The 19057-nt window shown below is 59.4% G+C and carries 16 protein-coding genes; 3 read left to right on the top strand and 13 right to left on the bottom strand.

Features of this window, described 5'->3' with window-relative positions; all coding sequences use genetic code 11:
- Positions 1 to 176: 176 nt before the first annotated feature.
- The 3 genes from T18_RS10840 to xylF form a co-directional block, all read right to left on the bottom strand.
- The gene (locus T18_RS10840) at positions 177 to 959 is read right to left on the bottom strand and encodes an ATP-binding cassette domain-containing protein (RefSeq protein ID WP_003511297.1); all 783 of its coding nucleotides are present in this window, start codon (positions 957 to 959) and stop codon (positions 177 to 179) included.
- 18 nt (positions 960 to 977) lie between these two features.
- Complete coding sequence (locus tag T18_RS10845) at positions 978 to 2291, bottom strand: sugar ABC transporter permease (protein WP_003511299.1); 1314 nt, start codon at positions 2289 to 2291, stop codon at positions 978 to 980.
- Between the two features lie 80 nt (positions 2292 to 2371).
- The gene (xylF, locus tag T18_RS10850) at positions 2372 to 3412 is read right to left on the bottom strand and encodes a D-xylose ABC transporter substrate-binding protein (protein WP_003511300.1); all 1041 of its coding nucleotides are present in this window, start codon (positions 3410 to 3412) and stop codon (positions 2372 to 2374) included.
- A gap of 242 nt (positions 3413 to 3654) precedes the next feature.
- Between xylF and T18_RS10855 the strand changes: the two genes are divergently transcribed.
- Positions 3655 to 4887 (top strand): ROK family transcriptional regulator, encoded by a 1233-nt coding sequence (locus T18_RS10855; RefSeq protein ID WP_003511301.1) that lies wholly within the window; start codon positions 3655 to 3657, stop codon positions 4885 to 4887.
- 19 nt (positions 4888 to 4906) lie between these two features.
- Here the strand turns inward: T18_RS10855 and T18_RS10860 are convergent, their stop codons facing one another.
- The 8 genes from T18_RS10860 to T18_RS10895 form a co-directional block, all read right to left on the bottom strand.
- On the bottom strand, positions 4907 to 6451 hold the full coding sequence (locus tag T18_RS10860) for a glycerol-3-phosphate dehydrogenase (RefSeq protein WP_003511302.1): 1545 nt from the start codon (positions 6449 to 6451) through the stop codon (positions 4907 to 4909).
- Positions 6452 to 6640: 189 nt separating this feature from the next.
- Entirely contained in the window at positions 6641 to 7057 is a 417-nt protein-coding gene (mce, locus tag T18_RS10865; RefSeq protein ID WP_003511303.1) for a methylmalonyl-CoA epimerase, read from the bottom strand.
- 13 nt (positions 7058 to 7070) lie between these two features.
- Complete coding sequence (scpA, locus tag T18_RS10870; RefSeq protein ID WP_003511304.1) at positions 7071 to 9212, bottom strand: methylmalonyl-CoA mutase; 2142 nt, start codon at positions 9210 to 9212, stop codon at positions 7071 to 7073.
- Between the two features lie 118 nt (positions 9213 to 9330).
- Complete coding sequence (locus T18_RS10875) at positions 9331 to 11334, bottom strand: acetyl/propionyl/methylcrotonyl-CoA carboxylase subunit alpha (RefSeq protein WP_003511306.1); 2004 nt, start codon at positions 11332 to 11334, stop codon at positions 9331 to 9333.
- Positions 11331 to 11894: an RNA 2'-phosphotransferase gene (locus tag T18_RS10880; protein WP_003511308.1), complete on the bottom strand. Its 564-nt coding sequence runs from the start codon at positions 11892 to 11894 to the stop codon at positions 11331 to 11333. The genes T18_RS10875 and T18_RS10880 overlap by 4 nt, the downstream gene beginning before the upstream one ends.
- A gap of 35 nt (positions 11895 to 11929) precedes the next feature.
- Positions 11930 to 12307 (bottom strand): hypothetical protein, encoded by a 378-nt coding sequence (locus tag T18_RS10885; protein ID WP_013761770.1) that lies wholly within the window; start codon positions 12305 to 12307, stop codon positions 11930 to 11932.
- Between the two features lie 125 nt (positions 12308 to 12432).
- The gene (gene yghU / locus T18_RS10890; RefSeq protein WP_003511310.1) at positions 12433 to 13329 is read right to left on the bottom strand and encodes a glutathione-dependent disulfide-bond oxidoreductase; all 897 of its coding nucleotides are present in this window, start codon (positions 13327 to 13329) and stop codon (positions 12433 to 12435) included.
- Between the two features lie 100 nt (positions 13330 to 13429).
- On the bottom strand, positions 13430 to 14962 hold the full coding sequence (locus tag T18_RS10895; RefSeq protein WP_003511311.1) for an acyl-CoA carboxylase subunit beta: 1533 nt from the start codon (positions 14960 to 14962) through the stop codon (positions 13430 to 13432).
- A gap of 118 nt (positions 14963 to 15080) precedes the next feature.
- Here T18_RS10895 and T18_RS10900 point away from each other — a divergent pair, with 118 nt between their 5' ends.
- Positions 15081 to 16499 (top strand): helix-turn-helix domain-containing protein, encoded by a 1419-nt coding sequence (locus tag T18_RS10900; protein WP_035251494.1) that lies wholly within the window; start codon positions 15081 to 15083, stop codon positions 16497 to 16499.
- Between the two features lie 15 nt (positions 16500 to 16514).
- Here the strand turns inward: T18_RS10900 and T18_RS10905 are convergent, their stop codons facing one another.
- Positions 16515 to 17162 carry a DNA-3-methyladenine glycosylase family protein gene (locus tag T18_RS10905; protein ID WP_035251496.1) on the bottom strand — a complete coding sequence of 216 codons (648 nt, stop codon included), beginning with the start codon at positions 17160 to 17162 and terminating at the stop codon, positions 16515 to 16517.
- A 72-nt stretch (positions 17163 to 17234) separates the two neighbouring features.
- Here T18_RS10905 and gluQRS point away from each other — a divergent pair, with 72 nt between their 5' ends.
- Positions 17235 to 18119, top strand: coding sequence for a tRNA glutamyl-Q(34) synthetase GluQRS (gene gluQRS / locus T18_RS10910; protein ID WP_003511314.1), 885 nt, complete (start codon positions 17235 to 17237; stop codon positions 18117 to 18119).
- On the opposite strand, the gene T18_RS10915 is transcribed toward gluQRS, so the two are convergent.
- Entirely contained in the window at positions 18087 to 19004 is a 918-nt protein-coding gene (locus T18_RS10915; RefSeq protein WP_003511315.1) for a YihY/virulence factor BrkB family protein, read from the bottom strand. The two genes, gluQRS and T18_RS10915, sit on opposite strands and share 33 nt — an antisense overlap.
- Positions 19005 to 19057: the final 53 nt, after the last annotated feature.

Here is a 19057-nt window from a genome sequence, read left to right on the forward strand (position 1 = left end):
CTGCAATTGCGCAGAGCCGCAGACATTTTTCGTCTGCGGTTCCGGCTGGGCTGAAACACACCGGACGCATATATTTTTTAGTCAACTCCAAGAACTTTTGTTCCCAGCATTTGTCGAGGCCCGGTTTTTACCGGGCCTCGATTTGTAGTGGAAGTAAAGACGACAGAATTCTGTCGTCAGGCAACGACCGCGCCCGGACCCGCCACAGCACCCGGCGGCACCTTGCCCAGAATAATCATGCCGAGGACCTCGTCCTTCGTCACATCTTCCGTGCGGGCATGGCCGACCACCTTGCCGTTTTTCATGACGAACACCCGGTCGGCGAGATCGAAGACGTCATGGATATCGTGGCTGATGAGGAAGATGCCGATGCCCTGCCGTTTCAGTTCCTTGACGAGATCGCCGACCTGTGCCGTTTCCTGCGGCCCGAGTGCTGCCGTCGGTTCGTCCATGATGAGGATGCGGGCATCGAACAGAATGGCGCGGGCGATTGCCACGGACTGCCGCTGGCCACCGGAAAGCGCCTTCACCGGCTCCTTGAACCGCCGGAAATTGGGGTTGAGACGCCCCATGACCTCGCGGGCCGAAGCTTCCATGGCGACATCATCCAATGTTCCCCATTTCGTCTTCAGCTCGCGGCCGAGATAAAGATTGGCCGCCGCATCGACATTATCCGCCACCGCCAGCGTCTGGTAGATGGTTTCGATGCCGTATTTCTTGGCGTCGCGGGGATTGCGGATATCCGCATCCTCGCCGTTGATGAGGATGTCGCCCCCATCCCGCCGGTATGCACCGGACAATATCTTGATGAGCGTCGATTTGCCGGCGCCGTTGTGGCCAAGAAGGGCCACCACCTCACCTGGGAAAAGATCGACAGAGGCGTTTTCCACCGCATGGATACCACCGAAGGAAATGGAAATATTGCGCATTTCCACGAGGGGCGTGACTTGTTCCGTCATTGGGGTTCTCCTCGGTTCTTACTTGGCGCGGGCGCGGTAGATGGTGTCGAGCCAGACGGCGACGACCAGAACCACACCGACGACGATGCGCTGAAAGGGCGTATCGATGCCCACAAGCACCATGCCGGATTGCAGCGATTGCATGACGAGCGCGCCGAGCATCGCGCCCGCTATGGTGCCGACGCCGCCGGCGAGCGACGTGCCGCCGATGACCGCCGCCGCGATCGTATAAAGTTCATCCAGTTCACCCTGGGCATTGGTGGCCGCGTTGAGGCGGGCAGTCGAGATTGCCGCAGCGATGGCGCATAGAACGCCCATCAGCGTGAATATCTTGACCGTAACCCAGCGGGTCTTGATGCCGGCGAGCTCCGCCGCTTCCGGGTTGCCGCCGATGGCGAAAACATAACGCCCGAAGCGAAGCCTCGTCGCGATGAAGGTCATGACAGCACCGACGGCAAGCGCCATCAGCACCGGAATGGCAATGCCGTGCGGAATGAACAGACCACCATCCGGCCAGGTAATGCCATTGGCATCGGCATAGTTGCGGGCAATGTTGACCGGCCAGGGATAGCTGTTGACGACAGCTACGAAACCGACGACGACGACACAGCCAAGTGCCACCAGGAAATATTCCGCCCAGACGGGCCGCAGCGGAAAACCGAAACGGCGACGCTGGTGGCGGGAATTCAGGATTGCCGCGACAATGGCGACGCAGGCGACAATGGCTGCGATCCAGCTCCATGTCGCGCCGATCGAGCCGCTGGTGCCGCCACCCATCAGGCGGAAGGTGGAATCCATCGGCGCCACGGTGCGGCCGCTGGTGACGAACCATGTGCCACCGCGCCAGACCAGCAGACCACCAAGTGTGACGATGAAGGACGGCACGTTCAGGAAGGCGATGATCGAGCCCTGCAGCATGCCGATCGCTCCGCCGACGAGAATGCCGACCAGAAGCGTGACGATCCATGTCGCCCAATGTTCAAAGCCGAGGAGCTGCGGCAGGATTTCCGCCTGCATGACACCCATGATCATGCCGGAAAAACCGAGGATCGACCCGACCGACAGATCGATGTTGCGGGTAACGATGACAAGCACCATGCCTGTCGCCATCACCGCGACCGAAGCGGTCTGGACGGAGAGGTTCCAGAGGTTTCTCGGCGTCAGGAACAGCCCGCCCGAAAGAATATGGAAACCGATCCAGATCAGAAGAAGCGCGCCGACCATGCCGAGCAGCCGGGTATCAAGCTCCGTGGCACTGATGAAACGCGAAATCGAGCCCGTCTTTTCCGTCTTGGGGGACGCTGTGGAATTGGATTGTGTCATGTCGGCCATGGACTGCCGGTCCTCCTTACATCTGAAAGCCGCCGCGCCACGTATCAGTGGCGCGGCGCCCAAACATCAACCTAGCGGTCTCAGTTGCAGGCCTTGACGGATCCGGCCTTTACACCCTGGCAGGCCGTTTCCTTCTTGATCCAGCCGGCGTCGATGACGACGTTCAGATTGTCCTTGGTAATGGCGATGGGCTTGAGGAAGACTGACTGCATCGTCACTTTTTTCGGACCGCCATCAAAAGCGGCAACGCCCTTGATTTCCGTCATCTTCTTGCCGCCCGCAAGTTCCAGCGCGATGCCGGCAGCTTCCTTGCCGAGTTCGCGGCTATCCTTCCAGACAGATACCGTCTGCGTGCCGAGGGCTACGCGGTTGAGCGCGGCGAAGTCCGCATCCTGACCGGATACGGGAACAGAACCTGCGAGGCCCTGCGCGGCAAGAGCGGCAATTGCGCCACCGGCCGTTCCGTCGTTCGAGGCGACGACCGCATCGACCTTGTTGTTATTCTTGGTCAGGAACTGCTCCATGTTCTTCTGGGCATTTTCCGGCTTCCAGCCATCGGTATAGGCTTCGCCGACATTCTTGATCTTGCCCGCGTCGACAGCGGCCTTCAGGACTTCCTGCTGTCCGGCAAAAAGAAAGTCCGCATTCGGATCGGAAGACGAACCCTTGATGAAGACGTAGTTGCCTTCCGGCTTGACCTTGAAGACTTCGGCGGCCTGAAGGCGACCGACTTCCTTGTTGTCGAAGGTGATGTAGAAGGCGTTCTTGTTTTCGATCAGGCGGTCGTAACCCACCACCGGAATACCTTCAGCGACGGCCTTTTCAACAGCCGGGCCAATCGCGTCGCTGTCCTGCGCAAGAATGATCAACGCATTGGCGCCCTGGGAAATCAGCGATTCCACGTCAGTCAGCTGTTTTGCGGCGGACGACTGCGCATCGGCGGAAATATACTTCGCACCGGCCTTGTCGAGAGCTGCCTTGATTGCCGCCTCATCCGTCTTCCAGCGCTCTTCCTGGAAATTGGACCAGGAAACGCCAACGACGAGATCAGCAGCAATGGCTGCGGTGTGCAGGGAAACGAGTACAGCTGTACCCGCCAAAAGCTTGGCAAACGAATTCATGATGTCCTCCCGGTAAGGGCGAAGCCTGCACCTCCATGCAGGGAAAACGCCCGGAAAAAGCTGTCGGGCTCTGTGATTTCACAATTTTCTCGACAGTCGAGAAAATTAATGTCAGAGATTCCCCATGCTGTCAACAACGGCTGCGGGCAGCATCCGGGTGCCTTGATCTTGCTCGTGGCGTGCGCCATCAGAGGGGATAAGCACGACAGGAAAAAAGCCGTTCAGGGAGCATACCCCAGCCCATGTCCGCCATTGCAAGCACGGAACTGGTGCGCCAGAAAAACAGCCTGTCGGTGATGGCAGCGCTGCGCCTTCATGGCAGCCTATCCCATACGGACATGTCCTCCTTCACCGGGCTTGCCTCCGCCACCGTTTCCGCAATCACCATGGAACTCGAGCGGGCCGGCCTCATCCTGCGCAAAGAGCAGCTGGCCGCCGCCGGGCGCGGGCGGCCGCGCATCCTCTTTGGGCCTGATGGTGCTTTCTGCCACGTCGCCATCGTCATCATTTCGTCCGACAGCGTGCAATATTCGTTGGTCGACTATGCCGGCAAGCTGGTGGACCGCTTCACCGAGCAGAGGATCACGGCTGAAAAAGGGTCATTCGGCGGCTCGATCCTCTCCGGCCTTGCACGGCTTGCGGACCGTTCGCGCATCGACCGGCACGACATTCTTCAGGTGTCGATCAGCAGCAAGGGGCTTGTGGACGCGGCAGCGGCGGTGCTCGTCTGGTCGCCGGTGCTCGGCACCGAAAAGATAGATTTCCAGCAGCTCATTTCTCAGGACGGCCGCATCCGCGTGACGCTGAACAACGAAACGCTGCTGGCCGCAAAAGCCATCTGGATGCAGGAGCAGGCAAAGGACGGCCCGAAACCGGAGGCACTTGTCACCCTGTCGCTCGGCCACAGCATTGGCCTCGGCATTGCCCGCGCCGCGGGTGGCGGGATAGAGGTTAGCGCCCCCAATTTCGGACATATGCTGCATCTGGCCGATGGCGCCCTTTGCCGCTGCGGCACCAGAGGCTGTATCGAGGCCTATTCAGGGTTTTATGCAATCCTGCGTTCGGCTTTCGAGGCCCCGCCGCAGGCGGAACCGGCAAAATTCGTGCCGATTGCCGAAGTGGACAAGATCGCCGCTTCCGCCCGCGCCGGCGGGCGCATGGCGCGGCTTGCCTTCCGCACAGCCGGGCTTGCACTCGGCAACGGCCTTTCACGTCTGTTCAGCCTGCACGGCCATATGCCGGTCTTCATCACTGGCCCCGGCACACGCTATTTCGATCTTCTGGAAAGCGGCCTTCACGATGGCCTTGCGCAATCGCAGTCGGTACGCTTCGGCGGAATGCCAAAAATCGGCATCGCGCCCAACGAACCGGAACTGGTGTTCGAAGGGCATATGGAACACGCTCTGTCCGCCGCCGACGACTATATATTGAGCGCTGATGGCCCTGAAAGAGCGGCAAGGAACTCGGGGAACTGACGGGAAAACTCGTAGATGCTCAGGCCTGCTCCGTCACGGCTTCGCCCTTTTCCTTGACACCAGTCAGCGTGGAAACGAATTCATCCAGAGCGGCAGCCTCGTCCCTGCTCAACCGCAGGCCCTGTTTAGTGCGCCGCCAGAGAATATCCTCGGCTGCAAAGGCCCATTCGTGTTCCACCAGCCAGCGCACTTCGCATTCATAAAGTGTGCCGCCGAAATGCCGGCCGAGGCCGGAAACATCGGTGGCGACACCGAGCAGTTCCGCAGCCTTCGTGCCGTAGTTTTTGATGAGCCGCTCGGCATGGCGTCCATCAAGGAATGGGTAACGGGAGACAAGCGCCCTCACCTGGGCGTCATATCTCTCCACCCCGAAGTCACCGCCCGGCAGATACGAGCCCGCCGTCCAGGGCTTGCCCTTTTCTCCGATGGCTGCGCCGATCTTTTCCAGAGCATGTTCCGCCAGCCGCCGGTAGGTGGTCAGCTTGCCGCCGAAGATATTGAGCAGCGGCGCTTCGCCCTCTGCCTCTTCAACCTTCAGCACATAGTCGCGTGTGGCTTCCTGCGCCTTTGAAGCGCCATCATCGAAAAGCGGGCGCACGCCGGAATAGGTCCAGACGATATCATCCGGCTTCACCGGCTCGCTGAAATATTCGCTGGCGGCATTACAGAGATAGGAAATCTCTTCCTCGGAGATGCGCACCTTGGCCGGATCGCCCTTGTAGTCGCGGTCCGTGGTGCCGATCAGCGTAAAATCTTGCTCATAGGGAATGGCGAAGATGATGCGGTTGTCCGGGTTCTGGAAGAAATAGGCGCGCGGATCGGAAAACTTCCTGCGCACGATGATGTGGCTGCCCTGCACGAGACGAACATTGTGCACATCGTTGCGGCCGAACACGCCGGACAGCACGTTATCCACCCATGGGCCAGCGGCATTCACCAGCATGCGCGCTCTGTGCGTGGCTGAACGACCGGTCTTTTCGTCCAGCGTCACGATAAGCCACAAGCCGCCTTCGCGCCGTGCGGAAACGACCCGCGTGCGGTTCATGATCGTCGCACCGCGATCCGCCGCGTCACGCGCATTCAGAACCACGAAACGGGCATCGTCCACCCAGCCGTCGGAATATTCGAAAGCCTTGGCAAAGACCGGCTTCAGAGGTTTGCCTGCCGGGTCTTGCCGAAGATCGACCGTGCGCGTCGGCGGCAAAAGCTTGCGGCCGCCGAGGTTGTCATAAAGAAAGAGGCCAAGCCGGACCATCCATGCCGGACGCACGCCGCCTTTCTGGAGCGGCAGGACGAAGCGCATGGGCCAGATGACGTGCGGGGCCATGGCCCACAGAATTTCACGCTCCATCAAGGCTTCTCGCACCAGACGAAACTCATAATGTTCGAGATAACGCAGGCCGCCATGGATGAGCTTGGTGGCTGCCGAAGACGTACCGGAGGCAAAATCGCCCTTTTCCGCAAGCGCCACGGAATAGCCCCTACCCACGGCATCGCGGGCAATGCCGCAACCATTCACGCCACCGCCGATGACAAAAAGATCGAATATGTTTTCGCCGGACATAGGGCCTCGCAAGACAGCGCCGGGGACCATTTTCCCCTACGTTGAAAGATTATCGTCATAAAAACGAAAACAAAACGAATGTCAAAAGAAAACAAACGAAACCCATGTTTTCAGCACAAGCGAACGGCAACTGCCGCCGGTGAATCACTTCGCCAACGTGTTTCGGGATGTCGGTACGGGGTCTGTGTTTCAGACGTGTGTCGGAGTGACCTGCTCAAGCTCGTAAAGCACGCCACCCATATCCTTTGGATGCAGGAAGAGAACGGGATTGCCATGCGCGCCGATCTTCGGCTCGCCATCACCTAAAATGCGGATGCCTTTTTGGACGAGATCGTCTCGCACGGCCAGAATATCCGGCACCTCAAAGCACAGATGATGCGTGCCGCCACCCGGATTTCTTTCGAGGAAGGCGGTAATCGGGGAGTTCTCTCCAAGCGGATGAAGAAGTTCGATCTTGGTATTGTCAGCCTGAACGAAAACCACTGTCACGCCGTGTTCGGGCAGGGATTGCGGCTCGGAAACTTGAGCGCCAAGCGCCCTGTATCGCGAAACCGCGGCATTAAGATCGGGCACGGCAAGGGCGACGTGGTTCAATCTTCCGAACATGGCCGTATTCCTCTCACGCGTTGCGCCGGATGCCTTCCAGCAGATCGAGAACCTTGTTCGCCGCATCCATGACATTGGTGCCGGGTCCGAAAATCGCCGAAACGCCGTGGTCGAGCAGGAACTGATAATCCTGGCGCGGAATGACGCCGCCGACGACGACGATGATGTCCTGGGCACCCTTCTGCTTGAGCGCCTCCACAAGCTGCGGTGCGAGCGTCTTGTGGCCTGCGGCAAGCGACGACATGCCGACCACATGCACCTTGTTCTGAACCGCAAGATCGGCTGCCTCGGCAGGCGTCTGGAACAGCGGCCCGGCCAGCACATCGAAACCGATATCACCAAAGGCCGACGCGATAACCTTCGCGCCGCGATCATGCCCGTCCTGCCCGAGCTTTGCGACCATGATGCGCGGTTTGACGCCGAGCCGTTCTGCCACGCCGGAAAGCCGCGTAGCGAGCGTGGCAAGCTCCGGCTCGTCCTTGTAGGCCTCGCCGTAAATATCCTCCACCACTTCCGGCACGGCAACGTAATCGCCGAAGACGGCACGCAGCGCATCGGAAATCTCGCCGACGGTGGCGCGGGCGCGGGCGGCGACGACTGCCGCCTCGAGAATATTACCCTTGCCGCTACGGGCAATTTCAGACAATGCCGCCAGCGCCTTCGAGACGTCCCCGCCGTCGCGGCGACGTTTGGTGTCCTCAAGGCGGCGGATTTGCGCAGCGCGTACGGCGGCGTTGTCGATATCGAGAACGTCGATATCCTCCTCGGTTTCCAGACGGTAGCGGTTGACGCCGACGATGACTTCCTCGCCCTTGTCCACGGCCGCCTGCCGACGCGTGGCCGCCTCCTCGATCAATCTTTTGGGCAGGCCTTCGGCCACCGCTTTGGTCATGCCACCAAGCGCCTCCACTTCCTCAATCAGCGCCCAGGCTTTTTGCGCCAGTTCATCCGTCAGGCTTTCGACATAGTAGGAACCGGCCAGCGGATCGACGACCTTGGTGACGCCGGTTTCATGCTGGAGAATAAGCTGGGTGTTGCGGGCGATGCGGGCGGAAAATTCTGTCGGCAGGGCAATGGCTTCATCAAAGGAATTGGTGTGCAGCGATTGTGTGCCGCCCAGCACGGCGGACATGGCCTCGAAAGCGGTGCGGACAATGTTATTGTAAGGGTCCTGTTCCTGAAGAGACACACCGGATGTCTGGCAATGGGTGCGCAGCATGAGCGACGACGCCTTTTGCGGCTTGAACTCTTCCATGATGCGCGACCAGAGGAAGCGGGCGGCGCGCAGCTTTGCGGCCTCCATGAAGAAATTCATGCCGATGGCAAAAAAGAACGACAGGCGGCCGGCGAAATCATCGACATTCAGTCCCTTGGCAAGGGCGGCCCGCACATATTCCCGCCCATCCGCCAGCGTGAAGGCAAGCTCCTGCACCAGCGTGGCACCTGCCTCCTGCATGTGATAGCCGGATATCGAAATAGAGTTGAATTTCGGCATCTCCTTCGCCGTATATTCAATGATATCAGCAATGATACGCATCGAAGGCTCGGGCGGGTAGATATAGGTGTTGCGGACCATGAACTCCTTGAGAATGTCGTTCTGGATGGTGCCGGAAAGTGCGGCACGCGAGACACCCTGCTCTTCCCCCGCAACGATGAAATTGGCGAGCACCGGAATGACGGCCCCGTTCATGGTCATGGAGACGGAGACCTTTTCGAGCGGTATACCATCGAACAGGATTTTCATGTCCTCGACGCTGTCGATCGCTACGCCCGCCTTACCGACATCGCCTTCAACGCGCGAGTGGTCGCTGTCATATCCGCGATGAGTGGCAAGATCGAAGGCGACCGAAACACCCTGTTGGCCGGCGGCGAGCGCCTTGCGGTAAAAGGCGTTGGAAGCTTCGGCAGTCGAAAACCCGGCATATTGGCGGATCGTCCATGGCCGCCCGGCATACATGGTGGCGCGCGGGCCGCGCGTGAAGGGTGCAAAGCCCGGCAGGCCATCGAGATGTGAAGCCTTTTTCAGGTCATCGGCCGTGTAAAGCGGTTTGACGTCAATGCCTTCGGGCGTATGCCAGACGAGTGCATCCGGTGAACGCTTCAGCTCCTTTTCGGCAAGCTGCAGCCAATCCCGCACCGTTTTTTCACCCGACATGCATATCTCCCCTTCTGCATTTCATTTTCAGTACTGTGACTGGTGATCGTGACCGAAATCCAGCCTACCCCGTAACCCGCTCCGCCCCTCATCCGTTCCTCAAAAACGGTATCAAGCCCTATTCAAATTCGAGGATGACCTCATCCACGGCGAGGCTATCGCCCGGCTTTGCCGACACTTTGGCAACCCGGCCGCGTTTTTCCGCACGCAGGATGTTCTCCATCTTCATTGCCTCCACCGTCGCCAGCGCCTGACCGGCTTCGACCTCGTCCCCCTCGCCAACCGAGATCCCGGTGATGACGCCCGGCATCGGGCAGAGCAACAGTTTCGACGTATCGGGCGGCAGCTTTTCCGGCATCAGCAGCGCCAGTTCCGCCACGCGCGGGCTGCGCACATGGGCGAGAACATCCATGCCGCGCCAGCGCAGGCGAACCGCCGCACCGGCAAGATCGACCTTGGCGGCGATCACCTCGCCCGCCACCGTGAACAGGCCAAGGCTGCGGCCGGGAAGCCAGCCGGTAGCGACTGTCAGCGCAGCACCATCCTCAAAACGGATTGCCATGCCTTCAGCACCGGTCTCCACGCTGACGCTTCGACGGGATCGACCAAGCGAAACCACCCAGTCCTGACCGACAATGCGACGATGATTGCCAATGGTACCGGAAATTTCGACCGCACGGTTTTGAAGCCGATGGTGGATAACGGTGGCGATGGCTGCGAGCTTGCGCGCGGAGGCCTCATCGGGCTCGACCCCGGAAAAGCCCTCCGGAAATTCCTCGGCGATAAAACCCGTCGTCAAACGGCCGGCCCGAAAACGCTCGTGCTGCATGACAGCCGAGAGGAACGGCAGATTGTGGCCGATGCCCTCCACTTCGAAACGATCCAGCGCCTGCCCCATGGCATCGATGGCGGTTTCACGATCCTTTGCCCAGCTACAAAGCTTGGCGATCATCGGATCGTAATACATCGAGATTTCACCGCCTTCGAAGACGCCGGTATCGTTGCGGATCACGGTGCCGTTTTCCTGCTCGCCCTCTTGCGGCGGGCGATACCGTGTCAACCGGCCGATGGAGGGCAAGAAATTACGATAGGGGTCTTCGGCATAAAGCCGGCTTTCGATTGCCCAGCCGTTCAACTTTATATCGGTCTGCCCGAAGGACAGCTTTTCGCCTGATGCCACGCGGATCATCTGCTCGACCAGATCAATGCCTGTGACGAGTTCCGTTACCGGATGTTCCACCTGCAGGCGCGTATTCATTTCCAGAAAGTAGAAATTGCGCTCGCCATCGACGATGAATTCGACCGTTCCGGCCGAATGGTAACCAACTGCTCTCGACAGAGCCACGGCCTGCTCGCCCATGGCCTTGCGCGTTGCCTCATCAAGAAAGGGCGATGGCGCTTCCTCGATGACCTTCTGGTTGCGGCGCTGGATAGAGCACTCTCGCTCGCCAAGGTAAAGGATATTGCCGTGTTGATCGCCCAGCACCTGAATTTCGATATGGCGCGGCTGGGTGACGAATTTCTCGATGAAGATGCGGTCGTCCCCAAAGGAAGATTTCGCCTCGTTTTTTGACGACTGGAAACCCTCGCGCGCCTCCGCATCGTTAAAGGCGATGCGCATGCCCTTTCCGCCGCCGCCGGCCGAGGCCTTGATCATCACGGGATAACCGATCTCGGAGGCGATCCTCACCGCCTCATCTGCATCCCCAATCAGCCCCATATGGCCGGGCACGGTGGAAACACCGGCTTCCGCCGCGAGCTTCTTGGAGGTGATCTTGTCGCCCATGGCCTGGATAGCGCGGACCGGCGGGCCAATGAAGATCACACCCGCCTTCTCCAGCGCCTCGGCAAAGGCAGCGTTCTCCGACAGGAAGCCATAGCCGGGATGCACCGCATCAGCCCCGGTCTTCTCAATCGCAGCAAGGATTTTATCGATGACGATATAGGACTGCGACGAGGGCGCCGGACCGATATGAACGGCCTCATCCGCCATCTTCACATGCAAAGCATTGGCATCAGCATCCGAATAGACGGCAACCGTCGCAATGCCCATCTTCTTCGCCGTCTTGATGACCCGGCAGGCGATCTCGCCGCGATTGGCGATGAGGATTTTCTTGATCATTTGCCATCGCCTTCAAAAGTATGATTCTCAATCAGCGTCAGATAAGCAGCGGGAACAGCATCGGTCAGCCAGACACCATTGTCGGCTTGAAAAAAGCTGTGGCCAGCGGCAAACATCCGACTGGCATCAACCATTAGGATGGCGGGTTTTCCGTGCCGCTGGCCGACCGCATGTGCCGTCACGCTGTCTGCCGAAAGGTGAACCTGCTGCCGGCTGCCCGGTCGCAATCCTTCCTGCAGGATAGCATCTAGGAAACGTGTCGCAGTACCATGGAAAAGCTGCGGTGGCGGTTCTAAAGGAGCGCTACCAAGATCGACCTTTACTGAATGCCCCTGCGCGGCCCGGATGCGGTGCCCATCTTCCGAAAGGGTGAAACGCTTCTTGTCGCTTTCGGTAACGACCGCACGCAGACCGGCCTCGTCGAGCAGCGTGCCACTCGCATTTGCTTTTGCCAATAGATCTCCGACATCCGCCCAACCCTGAGCATCCATGGTAAGCCCGATGCTTTCGGGCGCATGTCGCAGAACATAGCTCAGGAATTTGCTGGTGGCCGTCGACATTGAATTTCATTCCCTATTGGCGGATGACAGCACACTCAAATCTCGAAAAAGTTCTCGAAGGATTCCGGGAAATTCTGCCGGGCGACGCGCTCGTCGATGACAAGCATCGCCTGGTAGGAAAGCGGATCGAAATTCTTTTCCGCCGGCAAGACCTCGCGGCCGAACAGCAGGCTGAGGCGGGCAGCGTCGAGATTACCACGCTCGAACGGCTCGGGACCAAAATGGTGCCAGAGCGAGTGCAGGAAGGCCGCATCGATGCGGTGTTCCTTGGAATCGTCCCGCGCCCTTCGGGGTATCATCTTGATGGGCGTTACCCCTTTTGGATTGGCGCGGCGGATGGTGAACTGGATGCCCGTGCTCGGCATGCCGGAGGGAAATCCCTTGTGTTTGGTCATTTCGGGCAGGTTCGCCATCTTTTGTCCTTCCAGAAGCATTTCCATTAAAAGCAGGTCCGCTTTTACGTCCGGATATGCGTAAATTCAAATAATTAGAGCGCTTTCATGGTCCTATTAAAACCAGAAGCGCTCTAGTCTTTTCGTTATGCCTTGCCGATTTTGTCCTGCGTCTTCTGCTCGAAGTCGGAGGCATCGTGGCGTTCATGCAATTGTTCGGACGGATCGCCCGAGGTTTTGTTGACGATCACGCCGCGCTTGACCGCAGGGCGTTCGCCAATTTCAAGCGTCCAGCGCATAAGGTTCTTATAACCGGCCGCTTCAAGGAAAGCACCGGCATCGCCATAAGCTTGGCCGAGCGCTATCTTGCCATACCAGGGCCAGACGGCCATGTCGGCAATCGTATATTCCGAGCCCGCCAGATAACGGTTGTCGGCCAGATGACGGTCAAGCACGTCAAGCTGGCGTTTAACCTCCATGGCGTAACGGTCGATAGCATATTTGATCTTGATCGGGGCGTAGGCGTAGAAATGGCCGAAACCGCCGCCGAGGAAGGGGGCGGAACCCATCTGCCAGAACAGCCAGTTCAGCGCCTGCGTGCGGGCATTGCCCTCTTTCGGCAGGAAAGCGCCGAATTTTTCCGCGAGATAGACGAGGATCGAGCCGCTCTCGAAAACCCGGGTCGGCTCGGGCGTCGAATGATCCATCAGCGCCGGGATCTTGGAGTTCGGATTGACGCCGACAAAACCGGAGCCGAACTGGTCGCCTTCGCCGATCTTGATCAGCCAGGCATCATATTCGGCGCCCTTGTGGCCAGCGGCCAGCAATTCTTCCAGCATGATCGAGACCTTCTGGCCATTCGGCGTTGCCAGCGAATAAAGCTGCAACGGATGTTTGCCGACCGGCAATTCCTTGTCATGGGTGGGACCGGCGATCGGGCGATTGATATTGGCGAACTGGCCGCCATTACCCTTGTCCCAGGTCCAGACCTTGGGCACTTCATATCCGGCGGGAAAATTATCTGCGGAGGAGTTCTCGGCCATAAAAATCAGTCCTTGTGCGTTTCGGGAGGGCACCGAAGGTCGGGCGCCTGAACATCATTATAGTAAGGTGGCCAAAGTATTTTTCCAGCCCCAGAGCAGGTCAGAGCGGAATGGTATCGTGCTTTTTCCAGCGGGTTTCGACGTTCTTGCCCCGCAGCGAAGCAAAGGCACGGGCGATGCGGCGGCGCGAGGAATGCGGCATGATAACCTCATCGATGAAACCACGCTCTGCCGCCACGAAGGGATTGGCGAAACGCTCCTCATATTCCCTTGTGCGCGCGGCGATCTTGTCCGGATCGGAAAGCTCCGAGCGATAGAGGATTTCCGCGGCCCCTTTTGCGCCCATGACAGCGATTTCCGCAGTCGGCCAGGCATAGTTCACATCAGCGCCGATATGTTTCGAGGCCATCACGTCATACGCGCCACCATAGGCCTTGCGGGTAATCAGCGTCACCATCGGAACCGTCGCCTCGGAATAGGCAAACAGCAGTTTCGCACCGTGCTTGATGACGCCGCCATATTCCTGCGCCGTTCCCGGCAGGAAACCGGGCACATCCACCAGTGTCAGCAGGGGAATGTTGAAGGCATCGCAGAAGCGCACGAAGCGGGCGGCCTTGCGTGAGCTGTCAATATCCAGACACCCGGCCAGCACCATCGGCTGGTTTGCGACGACGCCTACTGTCTGGCCTTCCAGACGCATGAAACCGGTGATGATGTTTCTGGCAAACGCCTCCTGCAACTCGAAGAAATCGCCCTCGTCGGCGAGCGCATGGATCAGTTCCTTCATATCGTATGGCTTGTTGGAACTGTCGGGGATCAGCGTATCGAGGCGCGCTTCCAGCCGTGCGGGATCGTCATGAAAAGGCCGGACTGGCGGTTTTTCCCGATTATTCAGCGGCAGGAAATCGAAAAGCAGGCGCACATGCTCAAGTGTCTCGATGTCGTTTTCATAGGCGCCATCGGCAACGGAGGATTTTTTGGTGTGTGTGGAGGCGCCGCCCAGCTCTTCCGCCGTGACGATCTCGTTGGTCACGGTCTTCACCACATCCGGCCCGGTTACGAACATGTAGGAGGTATCGCGCACCATGAAGATGAAGTCGGTCATGGCAGGCGAATAAACGGCACCACCGGCACACGGCCCCATGATGACAGAGATTTGAGGCACAACACCGGAGGCGATGACGTTGCGCTTGAAAACGTCGGCATAACCGCCGAGCGAAGCAACACCTTCCTGAATCCGCGCGCCGCCACTGTCGTTGAGGCCAATCACGGGCGCGCCGTTGCGCACGGCCATATCCATGATCTTGCAGATTTTCTGGGCATGGGTTTCCGACAGCGAACCGCCGAGCACGGTAAAATCCTGGCTGAAAACATAGACCTGCCGGCCGTTGATGGTGCCCCAGCCGGTAACGACGCCATCGCCCGCCACCTTCTGTTCGGCCATGCCGAAATCCACCGCACGGTGGGTAACGTACATGTCGTACTCTTCGAAGGAACCTTCATCCAGCAACACATCGATGCGCTCGCGCGCCGTCAGCTTGCCCTTGGCATGCTGCGCCTCAATGCGCTTGACGCCGCCGCCGAGCCGCGCTTCGTCGCGGCGCGTCTGCAATTGCTCCAGAATGTTGGGCATGTTTCCTCCATGCGTTTCCTCAAAATCAATAGCTTAGAAAACATTCGCCTAGAAGCCTTGATCGTGCGCGTATGCGTGGCATAAATATTTGCAATATTTACTTTTGCAAAGTTGCAACATGGCTATGGAAAAGCTCTTCATCGGCCGCAAGGTCCGCGGCCTTCGCGAAAACGCCCGCTCCACGCAGGCACAGTTTGCCGAACGGCTCGGCATTTCGGCCAGTTATCTGAACCAGATCGAAAACAATCAGCGACCCGTTTCCGCCAGCGTTCTGGTGACGCTGGTGGAAAAATTCCAGCTCGACGTGACGGAGCTGGCAACCGGCGAAAACGACCGGCTGGTTTCCGCTGTGCGCGAGGCCCTGAAAGACCCGCTGTTCCTGAATTACGAGCCCGGGCTGCAGGAGCTGAAGCTGATTGCGCAGAACGCACCGGGTTTTGCCCATGCGCTTTTGCGCGCCCACCAGGCCTACCGGCAAAACAGCGAGCAGCTGGTGCAGCTGGATGACAGGCTGGGGCGGGGAACCGCGCAGGTGGAAAGAACACCTTACGAAGAGGTCCGCGATTTCTTTCACTTCGTCGACAATTACGTTGCCGAGATCGATCTTCTGGCGGAAGAACTTGCATACGAACTGGAGATAGAGGGCGGCGAGACCTACGGCATTCTCGCGGCCCATCTACGCAGCCGCTTCGGTGTCCATATCACCAGAACGGAGGCGGCGGGCGGATTGATCCGGCATTTCGATCCGGCCGGCAAAACGCTGGCGCTCAGTTCCTACATGGCAGCACCGACCCGCTGTTTTCAGCTTGCGCTTCAGATCGCCCAGCTTCATGCGGGAGCAACCGTGGACAGAGTGCTGGCCGGCGCCGGTTTCCGTAGCGCCGAAGCCGCGGAAATCTGTCGCATCGGCCTTCACAACTATTTCGCCGCCGCGCTGATCCTGCCATATGGGCAATTTCACCGGGCCGCGCAGGAATTGCGCCACGATCTGGAACTTCTGGCCGTGCGCTTCGGCGCGAGCCTTGAACAGGTGGCCCACAGGCTCAGCACTTTGCAACGCCCTGGTCAGAAAGGCGTGCCGATCTTTTTCGCCAAGATCGACCGGGCTGGCAACATCACCAAACGCCACAGCGCCACAAGGCTGCAATTTGCCCGTTTCGGCGCGGCCTGTCCGCTCTGGAACATTCATCAGGCCTTCGAAAGCTCCGACAGGATAGTACGCCAGCTGGCGGAAACACCTGACGGCGTGCGCTATCTTTCCATCGCCACACAGATCGAAAAAGCCGGCGCCGGTTTCAACACGGACAGGCCACGTTATGCCATCGCGCTCGGCTGCGAAATTTCCCATGCGCAGAATTTCGTCTATGCCGATACACTCGATCTCGCCAATACCGCCTCCTTCAAGCCCATCGGCGTTTCCTGCCGGGTCTGCGAAAGGGTCGATTGCGTGCAGCGCGCCGTACCGCCGCTAAAACGCAAACTACATGTCGATCATCTCTCACGCGGAGCCTTGCCCTACCGGATCGCAGACTTCTAGCGCCGCGCGGCCATATCAGGGCAGCGGCACCATCGCGCGCCGCATGATATTTGCATAGTAGCCCCAGAACAGCCGGGCGGCGACGGAGCGCCAGGGCGTCCAGAGTTCCGCCCGCGCCGCCAGCCATTTCGCATCCGGCCGTGCCTCGAGCGAAAGCGCGTGGCCCACCGCAGCCCGCAGCGCCACATCACCAACCGGAAAAATATCGGGGTGGCCGCCGCAGAACATCAGATAGACTTCCGCCGTCCACGGACCAATGCCGCGAAGCGCCACCAGCTCCGAAAGGGCCAAATCTGCTTCCTTGCGACTGACGGCATCAAGATCGATGCGGCCATCCGCAACCGCGTGCGCCAACCCTTCCAGCGTTGTTGCCTTGGCCCGGGAAAGGCCGAAAGTGGCGTGCAATTCTTCCGGCACCGCCAGATAGTTTTCCGCCGTCACCGCCCCGCCCGTGCCGGCAAGGATACGCACCCATATGGCGTTCGCGCTGGCGCGCGACACCATCTGCGACACGACGATATGGGCAAGGCCCGCAAAGCCGGGCTCGTGAATACGCAACTCCAGCGGACCGGCTTTTTCGATAATAAGGCTAAGAGCCGGATCGAGGCGGGCAAGATGCGCCATACCTTCGCTGATATCGTCGAGGCCCCTGATGATTTTCATGTCTGCACAGCCCATATTCACGTTGGCCCGGCACCGGGTGGCGAGGCGCTTCAAAACATGGCAGAAGAAACCATGCCTTCGCCCGTCCGTCAAAAACCGGTTTATCGTTTTGCGCCCAGCCCCAATGGCGCCCTGCATCTGGGCCATGCGCTTTCCGCTTTTCTGAACCACGACATGGTGCGGGAAAACAGTGGCCATTTTCTGCTGCGCATCGAAGATATCGACCAGACGCGCTGCACTCCGGAGCTGGAGCAGGCGATCTATGATGATCTTGGCTGGCTGGGACTGGAATGGGAAAAGCCGGTGCGGCGGCAATCGGAGCACTTCGATGAGTATCGCACAGCACTCGACAGGCTGGTCGAGGCCGACCTCGCCTATCCCGCCTTCTTAAGCCGGGGTGAGACGAAAGCCATTGTCAGGGCCTTTGAGGCAGAGGGAAGGCTCTGGCCGCGCGATCCCGACGGCGCGCCGCTTTACCCCGCAATAGATCGGCAAAGGCCGCAGGCGGAACGGGCCGAACTTCTGGCATCAGGCAGGCAACACGCCTGGCGGCTCGACATGGAAAAGGCGGTCCGCACCTTGCACAGCAAGCTGTTCTGGCGCGAGAGCGGCGACGGGCAGACCGGGGAAATCGAAGCTTTGCCGGCGCTGTGGGGCGATGTGGTGCTGTCGCGCTCCGACGCCCCCTCCAGCTATCATCTTTCCGTTGTGGTGGATGACGCGCTGCAAGGCATCACCCATGTGGTGCGCGGCATGGATCTGTTTAACGCAACCGCCATTCACCGGCTGCTGCAACAATTGCTTGACCTATCGCCACCCGCTTATCACCACCACCGGCTGATTTTGGGTGCTGATGGGCGCAAGCTCTCGAAAAGCGAAGGCAGCACCGGCCTTTCAGCGCTTCGGGCGGAAGGAAAAACGCCGTCAGATATCCGCCGGCTTGTCGGGCTCCTCTAGCACCTGCTCGCGGCGCGCACTGTTGCCGGCGATATTGCGGCGGATGATCTGCCGGACCTTGTATTTCATCAGAGCGGCATTCACTTCCGCACCCAGCATGAAGATGACACCCACCATGTAAAGAAACACCAGAACCACCATCACCGAGGCCAGACCGGCGTAGGTGGCGGCATAATTGGCGAAGGTGGAGAGGTAATAGGCAAAGATCGCCGCGCCGATGACCCAGAAGATCATTGTCAGCAGAATGCCAGGCCAGACATCCCAGATGCGGCGTTTGCCGGCCGGAAGCCACAGATGCGCCGCCACCAGCCCGACCGTCAGAACGACGATGGTGCCGTAAAGTCCGAGGCTGGAAACAGTGTTCAGCGCATCCGTCAGCCAGGGAAACCGCTGCTCGGCAAAGGACGTTGCGACCGGCACCGCAACAAGCACGATGCTGATGCCGGTAAAGACTACCACTGCGATCAATACATAAAGCAGACTGAGAAGACGGGTGATGTACCACCAGCGCGTTTCCGTGACGCGATAGGCGCGGTTGAGCGAGATTCTGAGCGCCTCGACGCCGTTGGAGGCAAAATATGCGGCCGCCAGCACCGAAATTGTCAGCAGTCCGCCGCGCGGAATGGTCAGGACCTGCTGCACCTGCGCGGCAAGCGGACCTGCGATCGCTTCCGGCCAGGTGTCAAAAATCAGATGCACCGCCGTCTCGGAAAACTGGTCAGCCCCCAGAAAACCGGCCAAAGCCGTGCCGAAAATCAGGAACGGGAACAGCGCCAGCAGGATGGAAAGCGCCATGTGGCTCGCCATCGCCCAGCCGTCATCCTCGGCAAAATGAGAATAGGCATCGAAGGCAACCTTGCCTGCCAGGCGCACTGCGGCAACCATGTCGCCTCCATTTATCGGCATTTCATTTGTAACTTCGCCCCGAATATGGGAAG

Origin of the sequence: Rhizobium sp. TBD182 (genome assembly GCF_001950375.1) — a bacterium.
GTDB classification, from domain to species: domain Bacteria; phylum Pseudomonadota; class Alphaproteobacteria; order Rhizobiales; family Rhizobiaceae; genus Agrobacterium; species Agrobacterium tumefaciens.